Source organism: Pseudomonas sp. WC2401 (genome assembly GCF_041200115.1).
Classification (GTDB): domain Bacteria; phylum Pseudomonadota; class Gammaproteobacteria; order Pseudomonadales; family Pseudomonadaceae; genus Aquipseudomonas; species Aquipseudomonas fragi.
Map to the genome: position 1 here is coordinate 667,167 of NZ_CP165623.1, position 19,209 is coordinate 686,375.

A 19,209-nucleotide genomic window follows, 5' to 3' on the forward strand; every position below is an offset into this window, starting at 1 on the left:
CTTAAGTTGGCTGAGGCGTGCGGGTAGAACGACGTTGACGACGAACCAGCTCGCCCGCCAGGGCAAGGTAAGCAATCGCGCCACGGGAATTTTTGTCATACGCCAGCGCCGGCATGCCGTAGCTCGGTGCTTCGGCCAGGCGGATGTTGCGCGGAATCACGGTGTCGTAGAGCTGCTCACCGAAGTGTTCCTTGAGCTGCGCCGAAACGTCGTTCATCAGGCTCAGGCGCGGGTCATACATGGTCCGCAACAGGCCTTCGATCTTCAGGTTCGGGTTCAGCAGCTCGGCGATGCGCTTGATGTTATCCACAAGGTCGCTCAAGCCTTCGAGTGCGAAGTACTCGCACTGCATGGGGATAATGACCCCATCGGCAGCCACCAGAGCATTCAGGGTCAACATCGACAGCGACGGCGGGCAATCGATCAGGATGTAATCGTAGCTCTCGCGAACCGGTGCCAGGGCCGTGCGCAGACGGCTTTCCTTCATCTGCATTTCGAGCAGCACGACTTCGGCTGCCGTCAGATCGCGGTTGGCCGGCAGAAGCTGGTAACCACCGTGCTCGGATACATGCATGGCTTGCGCCAGGTCGCATTCGCCGATCAACAGGTCGTAGACCGAATTCTCCAGACCGTGTTTATCCACACCGCTACCCATGGTGGCGTTGCCCTGTGGATCAAGGTCGATCAGCAGCACGCGGCGCTTGGTGGCGACCAGCGATGCTGCGAGGTTGATACAGGTGGTGGTTTTACCCACACCACCCTTTTGGTTCGCTATTGCGAATACCTTAGCCATTCTTGCTTGCGTTCCCAATCATGCCGTGCGGCGCAGTATCAGCAGATGGCGTTGGCCTTGGCAACCCGGAACGGTCAAGGCGTGTTCGCTATCTAGACGAAAATCAGACGGCAATGCTACCAGCTCATCGGCCGGATGGACGCCCTTCATTGCCAACCAGCGGGTTTCGCTGTTGCCCAGGTGACGGGTCCAGTTGCTGAAATTCTCCATGCTGCTGAAAGCCCTGGAAACAATTCCGTTGAAAGGCTGCTCAGGCTGGAACTCTTCGACGCGACTGTGGATAACTTGCAGGTTATCCAGCTTGAGTTCGAGTTTTACCTGGGTCAGGAAACGGGTTTTCTTGCCGTTGCTGTCCAGGCAGGTCACTTGCGACTCGGGAAACAGGATCGCCAGGGGAATACCCGGCATGCCGCCGCCACTGCCCACATCCAGCCAACGGCCGTTTTCGATGAAGGGCATCACACTCAGACTGTCGAGCAAATGGCGTGACACCATTTCGTCCGGGTTACGCACAGCCGTGAGGTTGTAGGCCTTGTTCCATTTGATCAACAGGGCCAGATAACCCAGCAATTGCTGATGCTGGCTTTCGGTCAGTGCAACGCCCAACTGGCGTGCACCTGTGGATAACTCTTCGGCGTGTTGTGCGGTTACCAGCGAACTCAAGCGTTTTGCTCCAACGTGCGGCCAGCGCCGCGCTTTTTCAGGTGAATCATCAACAGGGAAATCGCCGCGGGGGTCACACCCGGGATACGCGAAGCCTGGCCCAGGGTCTCGGGACGGGTAGCGCCCAGCTTGCTCTGGATCTCTTTCGACAGACCGGAGATGGTCGTGTAATCGATATCCACAGGCAGCTTGGTGTTTTCACTGGCACGCAGACGGGCAATTTCGTCCTGTTGACGATCGATATAACCGGCGTACTTGGTCTTGATTTCAACCTGCTCGGCAACCAGCGGGTCTTCTGCGCCCTGCCCGGTCACTTCAACCAGACCGGCGTAATCGATTTCGGGGCGGGTCAGCAGGTTGAGCAAATTGTATTCATGGGTCAGCGGCGTGCCGAACTTGGCTGCAATGGCATCGCCCTGCTCGGTACCCGGGCGAACCCAGGTACTTTTGAGGCGCTGTTCTTCCTGCGCGATGCTTTCGCGCTTGGTGCAGAAAGCCGCCCAACGGGCGTCGTCGACCAGGCCCAGTTCGCGGCCTTTTTCGGTCAAACGCATGTCGGCGTTGTCTTCGCGCAGGATCAGGCGGTATTCGGCGCGGGAAGTGAACATCCGGTACGGTTCTTGAGTACCCAGGGTAATCAGGTCGTCGACCAATACTCCGATGTACGCCTCATCACGACGCGGGCACCAGCTTTCCTTGCCCTGTGCGAGCAATGCAGCGTTGGCGCCAGCCAGCAAACCTTGCGCACCGGCCTCTTCGTAGCCGGTGGTGCCATTGATTTGCCCGGCAAAGAACAAGCCGCCGATAACTTTGGTTTCGAGGCTGTACTTGAGGTCACGCGGGTCGAAGTAGTCGTACTCGATGGCGTAGCCCGGACGCACGATATGGGCGTTTTCCATGCCGCGAATCGATTGCACGATCTGGATTTGCACGTCGAACGGCAAGGAGGTGGAAATCCCGTTCGGGTACAGCTCGTGGGTGGTCAAACCTTCCGGCTCGATAAAGACCTGATGGCTTTCCTTGTCGGCAAAGCGATGGATCTTGTCTTCGATCGACGGGCAATAACGCGGGCCGATACCTTCGATCACACCGGAATACATCGGTGAACGATCAAGATTGGACGCGATGATTTCGTGTGTCCGTGCGTTGGTATGGGTAATCCAGCAACTGACCTGGGCCGGGTGCTGTTCCTTGTTACCCATGAACGACATCACGGGAATCGGGGTATCGCCCGGTTGCTCGGTCATGACCGAGAAATCCACAGAGCGGCCATCGATACGCGGTGGTGTACCGGTTTTCAGGCGGCCCACTCGCAGCGGCAGTTCACGCAGACGGTGTGCCAGGGCGATCGAAGGTGGATCACCGGCGCGGCCGCCCGAGTAATTCTGCATCCCGATGTGGATAAGTCCACCGAGGAAGGTGCCTGTTGTCAAAACCACGGCATCAGCCATGAAACGCAGGCCCATTTGGGTCACTACGCCACGCACTTGATCCTGTTCAACGATCAGGTCATCAGCGGCCTGTTGAAATATCCACAGGTTGGGCTGGTTTTCCAGAATTTCGCGTACCGCCGCCTTGTACAAGATGCGGTCGGCCTGTGCGCGGGTTGCCCGCACTGCCGGGCCTTTACGGCCATTGAGTACGCGGAACTGAATGCCGCCTTTATCGGTGGCAATCGCCATCGCGCCGCCCAGGGCGTCGATTTCTTTAACCAGATGGCTTTTACCAATCCCGCCAATTGCAGGATTGCAGCTCATTTGCCCGAGGGTTTCCACGTTGTGGGTCAACAGCAGGGTTTTTACGCCCATGCGTGCTGAAGCAAGTGCAGCCTCGGTTCCGGCGTGACCGCCGCCGATGACGATCACTGCAAAACGGGAAGGGAAATTCACCACGCACCTCGTGCCTGTTACTAGGGGTTTTTTGGATAGACCGCGAAGTATAGGGACTTCGCCCTTCTTAAAGAACCCTTTGCACAAAATTTAACCAGCTGTGGATAAGGGCAAGATAGATAAATAAATAGAGAAGAAATTTATAAAGCTTTGTTTTTATGTTTATTTCTACTGAGGCACTTTTCTGTGGATAGATTGCTACAGCCCATATTCTATGTACTGTACAGAGAATCAAAAGTCTGTGGTTATGCACCGATGAGGGGTTGGGATAAGTGCTTTAAGCCTGTGGGTAAAACAGGCGCTTATCCACAGATGTGGTTATCTTCAGTTTTAAGGCCTACTTACCCACTGACCTGAAGGGCAGTTATGCACAGGGCTTATTCCCGTGTTTGAGCGTTTCAGGGCCCATAAACAGGCAGCCGAAAACCGCTTGCAGGCGCATTCCAGCAAGCGGTCGGATGATCGGTCAGTGATTGAAGTGATAAACGGTAGAGGCCGGCAGGCTTAAACAGCAGTTTTCAGCCAGCCTGTGGGTGATGCCTGGAGCTTGTGGGTCATTCCGATTGCCGTGATAAACAGCTCATCGTGAGAAGTGACCACCAGCGTTCCCCGGTACTGATTGAGCATGCTTTGAAGTGCCAGAATCGAAGGCAAATCCAGATGATTGGCGGGTTCATCGAGTAACAGCAGCGGTGGTGGCACCTGAGCATAAAATACGCAGGCCATCGCGGCTTTCAATCTTTCACCACCACTGAGCTCCCCGCATGGCATGCAGACCTGATCGGCATTGAGGCCCAATTGCGCCAGCCGGGTACGCAATTGGCCTTCATTGAGTTGCCGGTTGAGAGACTGCAATTGATCAAGGACTGAGCGATCAGCTGCCAATATCTCCAGGTTCTGATCCAGATAAGCGGTGCTGACGAAGGTATGTGCCCGGCCTGAAACAACCGGCAGTTGCCCGGCCAGCACCCTGAGCAATGTCGATTTGCCGCAACCGTTCGGTCCCAGCAAAGCCACGCGCTGGCCACGGGTAAGGGTCAGATCGATGGCGCGCAAATGTTCTGCACCCTGGGGCAGGCGCGCATTGATCAATTCTGCAATTTGCACCGGTGTAGTCAAACAGTCTTGAGGTGGATGGACAAAGATAGCCTGCTGCTCTTCAACCCGGTTCGCGGCCAGGCGAACTTGAGTATCCAACAGCTCACGCGCTGCATCCTGTTGCATGCGCAGTTTGCCGCTACTGGCCTGGCTACGCTCCTTTTGACGTCCCAGCAGGATTTTTGCCTGATTGGCCTCGCTGGCCTGCTTGTTACCCCGCGATTGTCTGCGCTCAAGGCTTTCCCTTTGCTCACGCAATACCTGTTCCTGCCGCTTGCGCTCAAGCCTGGCCAAGGCCAGTTGATGTTGCGCTGCCTCCCCTTGCTGGGCCCTGGCCTGTGCATAAAACGAGTAACCACCGCCGTATCCAGTGAGCCCCAAGGATGAAAGCTCAAGGATGCGCTCCATCCGTTCGAGCAAATCGCGATCATGACTGATGACCAGCAAGCCGTTGGGCCACCGCTCTAACTGCTCATGAAGGGCCATGCGGTGTTGTCGATCCAGATGATTAGTCGGTTCATCCAGGATCAGCAGGTCGGCTTCAGACATAAGGGCGCCCATTAGTGCCACGCGCATGGCTTCGCCACCGCTCAGGCTTGAGGCGGGTGTGGAGGGTGTCAGGTGTGAAAGGTTGTTGTGCCCAAGTTGATCGTGCAATTGCTGGCGGATAGCCCAGCGATCACCGACGCAGTCAAAGTCCGCTTGCGCGCTGCTGCCTTGCTCAATGCGCTCAAGCGCGGCAAGGATGGGTTGCACACCGGCGAGGCTGGCAACGGTCTGTTCAGGATCCGGACTGATTTGCTGTGTCAGGTAATGCACAGAGCCGTTGCGAATGCAGCGGCCTCTTGAGGGGGAAATATCTCCGGCGATCAGCTGCGCCAATATGCTTTTACCCACACCATTTCTACCCACCAGGCCGGTGCGGCGCTGGTCGAGGTGCAGATCAAGATCGGAAAACAGGCAACTGCCACCGGGCAGATGATAAGAAACGCTTTCCAGCGTCACACAGGTCACGAGAGCCATACGCACTCCAAAGATGCACAGATCTACCCCCTGTTGCAGGGGAATGAAGAACTGGCCGCAAGCATCGCGGCGGCATCAATGGCGCATTGGACTAATACCTCGTGTGAATGTGTACCGCAAAATTATAGTGCAAGACTTGTGGGAGCGGGCTTGCTCGCGATGGCAGTGACGCGGTGTACCTGTCACACCACGGCGATCCAATCGCGAGCAAGCCCGCTCCTACAAGGTTGAGGGATTATTTACCGATGCAGAAGCTGGAGAAAATCCGTCCCAGCAGGTCATCCGAGCTGAACGCCCCGGTAATTTCGCCAAGGGAATGTTGCGCCTGGCGCAAATCTTCGGCCAGTAGCTCCCCTGCACCCGCCAGGGTCAATTGTGCCCTGCCGTGCTCAAGTGCATGGCTGGCGTGCTGCAGTGCCTCCAGATGGCGTCGGCGTGCGCTGAAACTGCTCTCCGAGGTCTGCTCATAGCCCATGCAGGCCTTGAGGTGTTCGCGCAGCAAGTCCAGCCCTTCTGTGGATCTGGCACTCAGGCTGATGGTGACATGGCCATCTTCGCTGACTTCCAGGGCAATGTTCTCACCGCTCAGATCCGCCTTGTTGCGGATCAAGGTCACTTTCGCCGGATCCGGGCGCTGTTCCAGAAACTCTGGCCACAGGGCAAACGGGTCATCCGCTTCCGGCGCCGTGGCATCGACCACCAGCAACACCCGATCAGCTTCGCCAATAGCCTTGAGTGCCCGCTGCACGCCGATTTTTTCCACATGATCGTCGGTGTCGCGCAGGCCGGCCGTGTCGACCACGTGCAACGGCATGCCATCGATGTGGATATGTTCGCGCAACACATCACGGGTAGTGCCGGCGATCTCGGTCACGATTGCCGCTTCACGACCGGCCAGGGCATTGAGCAGGCTCGACTTGCCAGCATTGGGCCGCCCGGCAATCACCACGGTCATGCCGTCGCGCAGCAAGGCCCCCTGCCCGGCTTCGCGCTGAACTGTGGATAACTCTTCGCGCACCTTGTCGAGCATACCGAGCACATGGCCATCGGCCAAAAAGTCGATTTCTTCTTCCGGGAAATCAATCGCGGCTTCGACATAGATACGCAAACTGATCAATTGCTCGGTCAAGTTATGCACACGTTGAGAGAAAGCCCCCTGCAGGGAGCGCAATGCATTACGCGCAGCCTGTGCAGAACTTGCCTCGATCAGGTCGGCAATCGCCTCGGCCTGGGCCAGGTCGAGCTTGTCATTCAAAAATGCCCGCTCGCTGAATTCCCCGGGGCGTGCCAGTCGGCAGCCCAGCTGGATGCAGCGCTGCAGCAGCATGTCGAGAACGATCGGGCCGCCGTGGCCCTGCAGTTCAAGCACGTCTTCGCCGGTAAAGGAGTTCGGGCCCGGGAAATACAGCGCAATGCCTTCATCGAGCACTTCACGGTTTTCGCCGTAAAAAGGGCCGTAATGGGCATAGCGCGGTTTCAGTTCGCGTTCACTGAACGCTTTGGCCGCAACACGGGCGAGCGGCCCGGAAATACGTACGATCCCCACACCACCTCGGCCTTGGGCGGTCGCTACTGCGGCAATGGTCTCAGCCGGAACACTCATAAACAGGCCTCAAAACAAAAGTGACGGATAGCAAAACGCCCCACTAGGGGGCGTTTTGAGTGGTGCTTATCAGAGTAAGTTACTCAGCGACTTTTTTGGTAGCCGCTTCGACTTTACGCGTGATGTACCACTGTTGAGCGATGGACAGGCAGTTGTTCACAACCCAGTACAGCACCAGACCAGCCGGGAACCACAGGAAGAAGAAGGTGAAGATGATTGGCATCAGCTTCATCACCTTGGCCTGCATCGGGTCCGGCGGAGTCGGGTTCAGACGCTGCTGGATAAACATGGTTGCGCCCATGATGATCGGCAGAATGAAGAACGGGTCCTTGATCGACAGGTCGGTAATCCAGAGCATGAACGGCGCCTGGCGCATTTCAACACTTTCCAGAAGTACCCAGTACAAGGACAGGAAGACCGGCATCTGCACCAGGATCGGCAAGCAGCCGCCCAGTGGATTGATCTTCTCTTTCTTGTACAGCTCCATCATCGCTTGCGACATTTTCTGGCGGTCATCACCGAACTGCTCTTTCAGAGCGGCCAGTTTTGGTGCCACGGCGCGCATGCGGGCCATCGACTTGTAGCTGGCGGCCGACAGAGGGAAGAAGATCCCCTTGATCAGCATGGTCAGGAAGATGATCGACCAGCCCCAGTTACCGACCAGGCTGTGGATATGTTGCAGCAGCCAGAAAATAGGCTGGGCAATGAACCACAGGATGCCGTAGTCGACGGTCAGTTCCAGGCCTGGGGACAACTCTTTGAGTACACCCTGGCTTTTCGGACCGGCGTACAGGGTAGCGCTGGTTTCAGCGGTTTTGCCCGGCTCAACGGTCAAGGTTGGGCCAGTGAAACCGATGATGTAGTTGCCCTGGTTGTCTTTGCGGGTCTGAACGACGTTGTTATCGCCTTTCTGAGGGATCCACGCGGTCACAAAGTAGTGCTGCAACCAGGCAACCCAGCCGCCTTGTACGGTTTCTTTCAGCTGAGCCTTGTCGATATCTTTCATCGACACTTTTTTGTACGGCTCTGCACTTGTCCACAGGGCTGCGCCCAGGTAAGTCGCAGTGCCGGTGGCGGTGCTGGAAGAAGGATCGGAACTGGCGTCACGCTTCAATTGCGCGAACAGGTTGCCGTTCCACGGCTTGCCGCTCTCGTTATCAATCAGATAGCTGACTTGTACATCGTACAAACCACGCTTGAGCGTGAAGCGCTTGATGTAGTTGATGCCGTTTTCGCTGAATTTCAGGTCAACAACCAGTTGATCCTGGCCTGGGGCCAGTTCGTAGGTCTTTTTCTCAGTGCTGAAAACAGGACGACCTGACGGACGGGCGTCCGGGCCATCAACGCCTGTCAGGCCACTTTGTGCCAGATAGGTGCGTTCGTTGCCGTTATCGAACAACTGGAAAGGAACATCCGGGTGATCCTGGCGACGTGGGTACAGCGGCAGACGCAGCTGGGCAATGTCGCCACCCTGTGGATCAATCGCGATATCCAGAACATCCGTTTTTACATGGATGAGGTCTTTGCTTGCAGCCACCGGGGTTTCAGTCGGTGTGCTGGTATCAGTATTGGCGCTGGGTACATCGGCACTGTTCGAAGCGTTGTTACCTGAAACCGTGTCGGGCAAAGCCGGCGCGGTGGTGCTGGCGGCAACATTCTGAGTCGGCAGGGCAGCTTGGCCGTAGTCCTGGTTCCATTTCAGAACCATAACGTAGGACACGACTGCGAGAGCGACGATCAGGATCGTGCGTTTAATATCCATGATTACTCGGCCATCAAGAAGAACGGGAGGTAGGGATAGGCGGAACCGGGTCGTAACCACCGGGATTCCACGGGTGACAGCGACCTAAACGACGAAAGGTCAGCCAGCCGCCGCGCAGAAGGCCATGATTTTCGATGGCTTCCAACGCGTAGCAGGAACAACTGGGGTAGAAACGGCAGTGGCTGGCCATCAAAGGACTAATGGCATAGCGATAAAACTGGATCGGAACGAGTGCCAGTTTACGCATCAGGACTGCCTACCCCTACAGTTTCGGTTTTAACCGCTGGAACTGGCGTGTTACGGGCCAGACGCTTCCAGAGTTTGCCGAAATGCTGAATCAATTCGGGGTTCTCTACGTCACCCAAACCTTTGCGCGCGACGATAACGATATCCCAACCAACCAGTAAATCCTGGTGGAGACGAAACGATTCACGCATCAAACGCTTAAGGCGATTGCGCTCAACGGAGAGCTTTACGCTCTTTTTCCCGATCACTAACCCCAGGCGGGGGTGATCAAGATCGTTGCTACGCGCAAGGAGCAGGAGATTTTTCCCCGGAACCTTGCCGGTGGGGGAGTCAAAGACTGCCTTGAAATGTCGGGGAGTGAGTAACCGCTTTTCCCGACTGAAGTCCTGACTCACCACCATTGTCTGATTATCAAACTGCCAGACGTGCACGGCCTTTGGCGCGGCGACGCGACAGGACTGCACGGCCGTTTTTAGTAGCCATGCGAGCACGGAAACCGTGAGTGCGGGCGCGTTTGATAGTGCTTGGTTGGAAAGTACGTTTCATGTCGTGCTACCTGGTTCGTCCACAACGGGCCGGAATGGCCCCCGTTTTAAGAGACCGGCGATTCTAGAGAATGCAAGCCGATAGGTCAATTTCCAACCAACGTTTACTGCTAAATAGATGTTTGCCGTTTTGCACCTTCCTGGCGCCTGCCAACTATAGAAATAAAAAAACGAAGTATTTAAAGCTCTTTTAAAGAACTTACTACTCTTATAGAGCCCGTTATCTGTGGATAACTCTACGCAGCCCTTGTACAGCAAGGTTTTCAGAGATCAGAAAGGTTGTCCACAAGCCGTGCTTTGCCTGTGCTGCGCACGCGGATAAGCTGTGCATGAAAGGGCTCTTTATCCACAGGCTGGTTATGCACAGAGTTTTACCCCCACTTGTGCAACGAGCTCAGGCCCGCTTATCCACAGACCTTATGCACATACCATTTGTCGCTTTGTTCACAGCAAAAAGCCGGTTAACCCCCTATATGCAGCGAAGCTACATGTGGATAAGTGCGACCGCGGTCGCTACAATGGCGCCTGTTTTTGCCTCACCGGCTTTCAACTTAGGGGATATCCGTGTCAGTGGAACTTTGGCAGCAGTGCGTGGAGCTTTTGCGCGATGAGCTGCCTGCCCAGCAATTCAACACCTGGATCCGTCCACTACAGGTCGAAGCCGAAGGCGACGAGTTGCGTGTGTATGCACCCAACCGATTCGTTCTCGACTGGGTCAACGAAAAGTACTTGAGCCGTTTGCTTGAACTGCTTAATGAGCACAGCAATGGCATGGCGCCAGCGTTGTCCTTGTTAATAGGCAGCAAACGCAGCTCGGCGCCTCGTGCTGCGCCCAATGCGCCTCTGGCTGCAGCGGCCTCCCAACAGGCCCCGGCGCCGAGCGCTCCTGCACCAACGGCTACAGCGGCGCCCGCGCCTGCTCCAAAGCAGGCCGAGGCCGCCAGTGAAGAGCCTTCGCGCGCCAGCTTCGACCCGATGGCCGGCGCCAGCTCGCAGCAAGCACCTGTGCGTGCCGAGCAGCGCACCGTCCAGGTTGAAGGTGCGCTCAAGCACACCAGCTACCTGAACCGCACCTTTACCTTCGAAAACTTCGTTGAGGGCAAGTCCAACCAACTGGCTCGCGCTGCGGCGTGGCAGGTGGCAGACAACCCCAAGCACGGTTACAACCCGCTCTTCCTTTATGGCGGCGTAGGTCTGGGTAAGACTCACTTGATGCACGCGGTGGGTAACCACCTGCTGAAGAAAAACCCGAATGCCAAGGTCGTGTATCTGCATTCCGAGCGTTTTGTAGCGGATATGGTCAAAGCCCTGCAGCTCAATGCCATCAACGAGTTCAAGCGCTTCTACCGTTCGGTGGATGCCTTGCTGATCGATGACATTCAATTCTTTGCGCGCAAGGAACGGTCCCAGGAAGAGTTCTTCCACACCTTCAACGCCCTGCTTGAAGGCGGTCAGCAAGTGATTCTGACCAGTGACCGCTACCCTAAGGAGATCGAAGGCCTCGAAGAGCGTCTCAAGTCGCGTTTTGGCTGGGGCTTGACGGTTGCCGTCGAACCGCCGGAGCTTGAGACCCGCGTAGCGATCCTGATGAAGAAGGCCGATCAGGCCAAGGTTGACCTGCCCCACGATGCAGCCTTCTTTATCGCCCAGCGTATTCGCTCCAACGTGCGTGAGCTCGAAGGCGCGCTCAAGCGCGTTATTGCCCACTCGCACTTTATGGGCCGCGACATCACCATCGAGTTGATTCGCGAGTCGCTGAAGGACTTGCTGGCGCTGCAAGACAAACTCGTCTCTGTGGATAACATCCAGCGTACGGTGGCCGAGTACTACAAGATCAAGATTTCGGACTTGCTGTCCAAGCGCCGCTCGCGCTCGGTAGCGCGACCACGCCAGGTCGCGATGGCACTGTCCAAAGAACTGACCAACCACAGCCTGCCGGAAATCGGCGACGTGTTTGGCGGTCGTGATCACACTACGGTTTTGCACGCATGCCGCAAGATCAACGAACTCAAGGAATCCGACGCGGACATCCGTGAGGACTACAAGAACCTGCTGCGAACTCTGACAACCTGATGACACCAGCGCAGCTTATTAAGGCAAGGGACTAGACCATGCATTTCACCATTCAACGCGAAGCCCTGTTGAAACCCCTGCAACTGGTCGCCGGCGTAGTTGAACGCCGCCAGACCTTGCCGGTATTGTCCAACGTGCTGTTGGTTGTCGAAGGCCAGCAACTGTCGCTGACCGGTACCGACCTTGAGGTCGAGCTGGTTGGTCGTGTGCAACTTGAAGAGCCGGCCGAACCAGGCGAAATCACTGTGCCTGCGCGCAAGCTGATGGATATCTGCAAAAGCCTGCCCAACGATGCCCTGATCGATATCAAACTCGATGACAACAAACTGGTAGTCAAGGCAGGCCGTAGCCGTTTTACCCTGTCGACCCTGCCAGCCAACGATTTCCCGACGGTTGAAGAAGGCCCGGGCTCGCTGACCTGCAGCCTGCAGCAAAGCAAACTGCGTCGCTTGATCGAGCGCACCAGCTTTGCGATGGCGCAACAGGACGTTCGTTACTACCTCAATGGCATGCTGCTGGAAGTATCGGCCGGCATCATCCGCGCCGTGGCGACCGACGGTCACCGTCTGGCCATGTGCTCGATGAAAGCCGATATCGGCCAGCCCGACCGTCATCAAGTGATCGTACCGCGCAAGGGCATCCTTGAGTTGGCGCGCCTGCTGACCGAGCCGGACGGCGAAGTGAGCATCGTATTGGGCGCACACCATATCCGTGCCACCACCGGTGAGTTCACCTTTACCTCCAAGCTGGTAGACGGCAAGTTCCCGGACTACGAGCGCGTGCTGCCTAAAGGCGGTGACAAGGTGGTGATCGGTGACCGTCAGGCACTGCGTGAAGCATTCAGCCGTACCGCGATCCTGTCCAACGAGAAGTACCGTGGTATTCGCCTGCAACTGGCCAATGGCCAGCTTAAAATCCAGGCCAACAACCCGGAGCAGGAAGAAGCTGAAGAAGAAGTGGGCGTCGACTACAACGGCGGCTCGCTGGAAATCGGCTTCAACGTGAGCTACCTGCTGGACGTGCTGGGCGTCATGACCACTGAACAAGTGCGTCTGATCCTGTCGGACTCCAACAGCAGCGCCCTGGTCCAGGAGTCGGATAACGACGACTCGGCTTACGTTGTCATGCCGATGCGCCTGTAACTTATGCACAGCCCACGCTAGATGTCCCTCAGCCGTGTCACAGTCACCGGGGTGCGTAACCTGCACCCGGTGACCTTCTCCCCTTCCCCCCGCATCAATATCCTGTACGGCGCCAACGGCAGCGGAAAAACCAGCGTGCTGGAAGCTGTCCATCTGCTGGGGCTGGCGCGTTCGTTTCGCAGTGTGCGGCTCAACCCCGTGATTCAGCACGAGCAGCAGAGCTGTACAGTGTTTGGTCAGGTCGAACTGGCTGAAGGCGGGCACAGCGCGCTGGGGATCTCGCGGGATCGCCAGGGGGAGTTCCAGATTCGTATCGACGGCCAGAATGCGCGCAGTGCTGCGCAACTGGCCGAGATCCTGCCGCTGCAATTGATCAACCCGGACAGCTTCCGTCTCCTTGAAGGGGCCCCCAAGATCCGCAGGCAGTTTCTCGACTGGGGCGTGTTCCATGTCGAGCCGCGGTTCATGTCGACCTGGCAGCGGCTACAGAAGGCCCTGCGGCAGCGGAACTCATGGCTGCGGCATGGTACACTTGACGCCGTTTCGCAAGCGGCCTGGGACCGGGAACTGTGCCTGGCCAGTGCTGAAATTGATGAATACCGCCGCGCCTATATCAAAGCCTTGAAACCAGTCTTTGAGCAGACCCTGAGCGAGTTGCTTGATCTCGAAGGGTTAACGCTGAGCTATTACCGTGGTTGGGACAAAGACCGTGAGCTGAGTGCTGTACTCGCCGCGTCTGTCCACCGGGACCAGCAAATGGGTCATACCCAGGCAGGGCCACAACGTGCTGATTTGCGCCTTAAGCTGGGTGCAAACAACGCCGCCGATATCTTGTCGCGGGGGCAGCAGAAGTTGGTGGTCTGCGCGCTGCGCATTGCGCAGGGGCACTTGGTCAGCCAGGCCCGGCGTGGCCAATGTATTTATCTGGTGGATGACTTGCCGTCCGAACTGGACGAGCAGCATCGCAACGCATTGTGTCGCTTGTTGGAAGACTTACGCTGCCAGGTATTCATTACCTGTGTAGACCACGAATTATTGAGGGAAGGCTGGCAGACGGAAACGCCAGTTGCCCTGTTCCACGTGGAACAGGGCTGTATCACCCAGACCCACGACCATCGGGAGTGAAGGCATTGAGCGAAGAAAACACGTACGACTCAACGAGCATTAAAGTGCTGAAAGGCCTTGATGCCGTACGCAAACGTCCCGGTATGTACATTGGTGATACTGACGATGGCAGCGGTCTGCACCATATGGTGTTCGAAGTAGTCGACAACTCCATCGACGAAGCGCTGGCTGGCCATTGCGACGACATCACCATCACGATCCACCCGGACGAGTCCATTACCGTGCGCGACAACGGCCGCGGTATTCCGGTGGACGTGCATAAAGAAGAAGGCGTATCTGCAGCCGAGGTCATCATGACCGTGCTGCACGCCGGCGGTAAGTTCGATGACAACTCCTACAAAGTATCCGGCGGCTTGCACGGTGTAGGTGTTTCGGTGGTAAACGCCTTGTCCGAACTGCTGGTCCTGACGGTACGTCGCAGCGGCAAGATCTGGGAACAGACCTACGTCCACGGTGTTCCTCAGGCGCCTATGGCTATTGTGGGTGAAAGCGAAACCACGGGTACGCAGATCCACTTCAAGCCTTCGGCTGAAACCTTCAAGAACATCCACTTCAGCTGGGACATCCTGGCCAAGCGGATTCGTGAACTGTCCTTCCTCAACTCCGGTGTAGGTATCGTCCTCAAGGACGAGCGCAGCGGCAAGGAAGAGCTGTTCAAGTACGAAGGCGGCCTGCGTGCATTCGTTGATTACCTGAACACCAACAAGAACCCTGTGAACCAGGTGTTCCACTTCAATGTTCAGCGTGAAGACGGCATCGGCGTAGAAATCGCCCTGCAGTGGAACGACAGCTTCAACGAGAACCTGTTGTGCTTCACCAACAACATTCCACAGCGCGATGGCGGCACCCACCTGGTGGGCTTCCGCTCTGCCCTGACGCGAAACCTCAACACCTACATCGAAGCTGAAGGCCTGGCCAAAAAGCACAAGGTTGCCACCACCGGTGATGACGCGCGTGAAGGCCTGACTGCAATCATCTCGGTGAAAGTACCGGATCCGAAGTTCAGCTCCCAGACCAAAGACAAGCTGGTGTCTTCCGAAGTGAAGACCGCTGTTGAACAGGAAATGGGCAAGTTCTTCTCCGACTTCCTGCTGGAACACCCGAACGAAGCCAAGCTGATCGTCGGCAAGATGATCGACGCTGCCCGTGCTCGTGAAGCCGCGCGTAAAGCCCGTGAGATGACCCGTCGTAAAGGCGCGCTGGATATCGCAGGCCTGCCGGGCAAGCTGGCCGACTGCCAGGAAAAAGACCCGGCATTGTCCGAACTGTACCTGGTGGAAGGTGACTCTGCTGGCGGCTCCGCCAAGCAGGGACGCAACCGTCGCACCCAGGCCATCCTGCCGTTGAAAGGTAAAATCCTCAACGTCGAAAAAGCTCGCTTCGACAAGATGATCTCTTCGCAAGAAGTTGGCACCTTGATCACTGCGCTGGGCTGCGGTATCGGCCGCGAAGAGTACAACATCGACAAACTGCGCTATCACAACATCATCATCATGACCGATGCTGACGTCGACGGTTCGCACATCCGTACTCTGCTGCTGACCTTCTTCTTCCGTCAGTTGCCGGAGCTGATCGAGCGTGGCTACATCTACATCGCTCAGCCGCCGTTGTACAAAGTTAAAAAGGGCAAGCAAGAGCAGTACATCAAAGACGACGAGGCCATGGAAGAGTACATGACCCAGTCGGCTCTTGAAGATGCCAGCCTGCACCTGAACGAAGATGCCCCTGGCATCTCCGGTGAGGCGCTGGAGCGTCTGGTGTACGACTTCCGCATGGTGATGAAGACCCTCAAGCGTTTGTCGCGATTGTACCCACAGGAGCTGACCGAGCACTTCATCTACCTGCCAGCCGTTAGCCTGGAGCAGTTGGGCGACCACGCTGCCATGCAGGACTGGATGGCCAAGTTTGAAGAGCGTCTGCGCCTGGTTGAAAAATCGGGTCTGGTTTACAAAGCCAGCCTGCGTGAAGACCGTGAGCGTAATGTCTGGTTGCCTGAGGTCGAACTGATCTCCCACGGCCACTCGACCTTTATCACCTTCAACCGCGACTTCTTTGGCAGCAACGATTACAAAACCGTTGTGACCCTGGGCGCTCAACTGAGCACCTTGCTGGACGAAGGCGCGTACATCCAGCGTGGCGAACGTCGCAAGCAAGTGACCGAGTTCAAGGAAGCCCTGGACTGGTTGATGGCTGAAAGCACCAAGCGTCACACCATCCAGCGCTACAAAGGTCTGGGTGAAATGAACCCGGATCAGCTCTGGGAAACCACGATGGACCCAAGCGTGCGTCGCATGTTGAAAGTTACCATCGAAGACGCGATCGGCGCCGATCAGATCTTCAACACCTTGATGGGCGACGCTGTAGAACCACGTCGTGAATTCATCGAGAGCAATGCACTGGCAGTGTCCAACCTGGACTTCTGATCCAGGCTTGACCCGCAGTACCCAAAAAGGCCAACGCATAGCGTTGGCCTTTTTAATGGCTAAAAAATAACTATGGCGCCAGCAGCACCGCCCTCTCCTCGCGACACAACTCCAGTAAATAATCCCACACCACTCTCAACCTTACCGATTTGTGCAGTTCGCGGCGGGTGCTGATCCAGTAGCTGCGTTGCACAGATTCATCAGGTAATACGCGCACCAGGTCGGGGTCGTCAGCGGCCATATAGTTGGGCAGCACGGCAATACCGAGCCCTGCTCGCGCGGCTTGTTGTTGGGCAATCACGCTGGTGCTGCGAAAGGTCACGGTCGGGGTGCGGCAGAAGGTGTTGAGAAACAGCAGTTCCTGACTGAATAACAGGTCGTCGACGTAGCCGATCCAGTAGTGGTTTGCCAGATCGTCGCGGCTGGTCAGAGGCGGTGCCTTGTCCAGATACAGACGGCTGGCGTAGAGCGCGAGTCGGTAGTCGGTAGTCGGTGAGTTTGCGAGTTATCAACAGGTCGGCGTTGGGGCGGTCCAGGTGGATGCTGATTTCTGCCTCGCGATTGAGGATGCTGACAAAGCGCGGTACCGCGACCAGTTCCACTTCCAGCCCTGGATAACGTTCAAACAAGCCCCGCAGCCGAGGGGCGATAAACATGATGCCAATACCCTCGGTGACTCCCAGGCGGATCTTGCCCAAGGGGGTGAGGGACTGGTTGATTTCTTCCTGGGCCAGCAATGCGACGTTTTCCATCGCTTCGGCGTGTTTGAGCAAGGCTTGCCCGGCGGGGGTCAGTTCGTAGCCCTGGGCATGCTGTACAAACAACGCTGCTCCCAGGTGCTGCTCGATGCTCTCGATATGCCGCGCCACGGTGCTGTGGGTGGTGTTCAGGCGCTTGGCGGCGGTCAGCAAGCGGCCGCTGCGCTGCAGTTCCAGGAAGTACCGCATGTCATTCCAGTCGAACATGATCAACTCCCCGAGTGCTACATCAGACGTGGCTTACGGCTGGCTGTGCAAAAATGCACATGGCATGGGTGAAATCTCGCGTTTGCAACACGAAAATAATCAATAGGATGGTGTAGGACAAGAACAATAAATAAAAGGCGCGAGGTGTTAAATGCCATCAGCCGATCAGGTGTATGACTATATTGTGGTGGGCGCCGGGCCGGCAGGCTCCGTGCTGGCGAATCGGCTGTCTGCCGATCCACGTCACAAAGTGTTGCTGCTCGAAGCGGGCGGGCAAGATAACTACCCGTGGATCCATATTCCGGTGGGCTACCTGTATTGCATTGGTAACCCGCGCACCGACTGGTGCTTCAAGACCGAGGCCCAGGCAGGCTTGCAAGGTCGCAGCCTGAGCTATCCGCGGGGTAAGGTGCTGGGTGGCTGTTCTTCCATCAACGGCATGATCTACATGCGCGGCCAGGCAGGTGATTACGACCGTTGGGCCGAGCTGGGCAATCCGGGCTGGGCCTGGAATGACGTGCTGCCACTGTTCAAGCGCAGTGAAAAACACTTTGCCGGCAACTCTGAACTGCATGGCAGCGAGGGGGAGTGGCGGGTCGAGCAACAGCGCTACTCATGGCCGATTCTGGACGCATTTCGTGACGCCGCCGCGCAAAGCGGGATTGCCACCGTCGATGATTTCAACGGTGGCGACAATCAGGGCTGTGGATACTTTCAAGTCAACCAGCGTGCCGGTGTGCGCTGGAATGCTTCCAAGGCTTTTCTGCGGCCGATACTCAAGCGCCCCAACCTGACTGTTCTGACCGATGTGCAGGTCGACAAGGTGCTGCTTGAAAACGGCCGGGCCACCCAGGTCAGTGCGCGTTGGCAAGGTGCACAGCATACCTTCACGTCGGGTCGCGAGATTATCCTGTGCGCTGGCGCCATCGGCTCGCCAGGGATCCTGCAGCGCTCGGGTATTGGCCCACGGCCCCTGCTGGAAAGCCTGGGGATAACTGTGCAACACGAATTGCCCGGCGTAGGCGGTAACCTGCAGGACCATTTGCAACTGCGGCTGATCTTCAAGCTGACCAAGGCCCGCACCCTCAATCAGGTTGCCAATAGTCTGTGGGGCAAAGTCGGCATGGGCCTGCGATATGCCTATGACCGCAGTGGTCCATTGGCAATGGCGCCAAGCCAACTGGGTGCGTTCGTCAAATCCGATCCTGAGCAGCCCTCTGCCAACTTGCAGTACCACGTCCAGCCGCTGTCCCTTGAGCGTTTTGGTGAGCCGCTGCACACCTTCCCCGCCTTTACCGCATCGGTTTGCAACTTGCGCCCAAAAAGTCGGGGCCGGGTCGACATACGTTCGGCCAACCCGGATGACGCGCCGCTGATCGACCCCAATTACCTGAGCCACCCTGATGACCTGACAGTCGCAGCCGATGCCATCCGCCTGACCCGGCGCATCGTGGCCAGCGCAGCCTTGCAGGCCTTTACGCCCGAGGAATACCTGCCAGGCAAGGACCTGCAAACCGAGCAAGAGCTTTACGACGCCGCCGCCCGTATTGGTACGACGATCTTTCACCCCGTGGGCACTTGTCGCATGGGGCATGACGCCGAAGCTGTGGTCGATGCGCAATTGCGTGTCCACGGCGTACTGGGTTTGCGGGTGGCGGACGCATCGATCATGCCGAGCATCGTGTCGGGCAATACCTGTTCGCCGACCCTGATGATTGGCGAAAAAGCCGCGCAGTTGATTCTGCAGTCAGCGCTTGAGACCGCGCAGCACACCGCAGGGGTTAACCGCACGGCAGCAATACCGGTCGTCTGAGGGCGATCGTGGTCTCGGACGCAGTCACCCGAGACCGGCAGTGGAC

General features: G+C 57.1%; 14 protein-coding genes and 1 pseudogene. 5 read left to right on the plus strand and 10 right to left on the minus strand.

Annotation, left to right across the window (positions count from 1 at the left end):
- Position 1: 1 nt before the first annotated feature.
- The 9 genes from AB3G35_RS02910 to rpmH form a co-directional block, all read right to left on the minus strand.
- Positions 2 to 793, minus strand: coding sequence for a ParA family protein (locus AB3G35_RS02910; RefSeq protein ID WP_016782871.1), 792 nt, complete (start codon positions 791 to 793; stop codon positions 2 to 4).
- A gap of 18 nt (positions 794 to 811) precedes the next feature.
- The gene (gene rsmG / locus AB3G35_RS02915) at positions 812 to 1,456 is read right to left on the minus strand and encodes a 16S rRNA (guanine(527)-N(7))-methyltransferase RsmG (protein WP_086799502.1); all 645 of its coding nucleotides are present in this window, start codon (positions 1,454 to 1,456) and stop codon (positions 812 to 814) included.
- Positions 1,453 to 3,345 (minus strand): tRNA uridine-5-carboxymethylaminomethyl(34) synthesis enzyme MnmG, encoded by a 1,893-nt coding sequence (gene mnmG, locus AB3G35_RS02920; RefSeq protein WP_016782869.1) that lies wholly within the window; start codon positions 3,343 to 3,345, stop codon positions 1,453 to 1,455. Before mnmG ends, rsmG begins: the two co-directional genes overlap by 4 nt.
- A 504-nt stretch (positions 3,346 to 3,849) precedes the next feature.
- Entirely contained in the window at positions 3,850 to 5,466 is a 1,617-nt protein-coding gene (locus AB3G35_RS02925; protein WP_340079228.1) for an ATP-binding cassette domain-containing protein, read from the minus strand.
- Between the two features lie 235 nt (positions 5,467 to 5,701).
- Complete coding sequence (mnmE, locus tag AB3G35_RS02930; protein WP_086799506.1) at positions 5,702 to 7,069, minus strand: tRNA uridine-5-carboxymethylaminomethyl(34) synthesis GTPase MnmE; 1,368 nt, start codon at positions 7,067 to 7,069, stop codon at positions 5,702 to 5,704.
- A gap of 79 nt (positions 7,070 to 7,148) precedes the next feature.
- Positions 7,149 to 8,831 carry a membrane protein insertase YidC gene (gene yidC / locus AB3G35_RS02935; RefSeq protein ID WP_016782866.1) on the minus strand — a complete coding sequence of 561 codons (1,683 nt, stop codon included), beginning with the start codon at positions 8,829 to 8,831 and terminating at the stop codon, positions 7,149 to 7,151.
- A 13-nt stretch (positions 8,832 to 8,844) separates the two neighbouring features.
- Positions 8,845 to 9,078 (minus strand): membrane protein insertion efficiency factor YidD, encoded by a 234-nt coding sequence (gene yidD, locus AB3G35_RS02940; protein WP_019828647.1) that lies wholly within the window; start codon positions 9,076 to 9,078, stop codon positions 8,845 to 8,847.
- The gene (rnpA, locus tag AB3G35_RS02945) at positions 9,071 to 9,472 is read right to left on the minus strand and encodes a ribonuclease P protein component (RefSeq protein ID WP_019828646.1); all 402 of its coding nucleotides are present in this window, start codon (positions 9,470 to 9,472) and stop codon (positions 9,071 to 9,073) included. The genes yidD and rnpA overlap by 8 nt, the downstream gene beginning before the upstream one ends.
- 16 nt (positions 9,473 to 9,488) lie before the next feature.
- Positions 9,489 to 9,623 (minus strand): 50S ribosomal protein L34, encoded by a 135-nt coding sequence (gene rpmH, locus AB3G35_RS02950; protein ID WP_003213577.1) that lies wholly within the window; start codon positions 9,621 to 9,623, stop codon positions 9,489 to 9,491.
- Between the two features lie 563 nt (positions 9,624 to 10,186).
- Here rpmH and dnaA point away from each other — a divergent pair.
- The 4 genes from dnaA to gyrB are packed head-to-tail and all read left to right on the plus strand — an operon-like array spanning position 10,187 to position 16,385.
- Entirely contained in the window at positions 10,187 to 11,695 is a 1,509-nt protein-coding gene (gene dnaA, locus AB3G35_RS02955) for a chromosomal replication initiator protein DnaA (RefSeq protein WP_083369697.1), read from the plus strand.
- A 38-nt stretch (positions 11,696 to 11,733) separates the two neighbouring features.
- Positions 11,734 to 12,837, plus strand: coding sequence for a DNA polymerase III subunit beta (gene dnaN, locus AB3G35_RS02960; protein WP_016782864.1), 1,104 nt, complete (start codon positions 11,734 to 11,736; stop codon positions 12,835 to 12,837).
- Between the two features lie 21 nt (positions 12,838 to 12,858).
- Positions 12,859 to 13,962, plus strand: a complete 1,104-nt coding sequence (gene recF / locus AB3G35_RS02965; RefSeq protein WP_016782863.1) for a DNA replication/repair protein RecF — start codon at positions 12,859 to 12,861, stop codon at positions 13,960 to 13,962.
- A gap of 5 nt (positions 13,963 to 13,967) precedes the next feature.
- Positions 13,968 to 16,385, plus strand: a complete 2,418-nt coding sequence (gyrB, locus tag AB3G35_RS02970; protein WP_016782862.1) for a DNA topoisomerase (ATP-hydrolyzing) subunit B — start codon at positions 13,968 to 13,970, stop codon at positions 16,383 to 16,385.
- A gap of 70 nt (positions 16,386 to 16,455) precedes the next feature.
- Here the strand turns inward: gyrB and AB3G35_RS02975 are convergent.
- A pseudogene (locus AB3G35_RS02975) lies at positions 16,456 to 17,350 on the minus strand (LysR family transcriptional regulator).
- A 151-nt stretch (positions 17,351 to 17,501) separates the two neighbouring features.
- Between AB3G35_RS02975 and AB3G35_RS02980 the strand changes: the two are divergent.
- Positions 17,502 to 19,163, plus strand: a complete 1,662-nt coding sequence (locus tag AB3G35_RS02980; protein ID WP_369782295.1) for a GMC family oxidoreductase — start codon at positions 17,502 to 17,504, stop codon at positions 19,161 to 19,163.
- Positions 19,164 to 19,209: the final 46 nt, after the last annotated feature.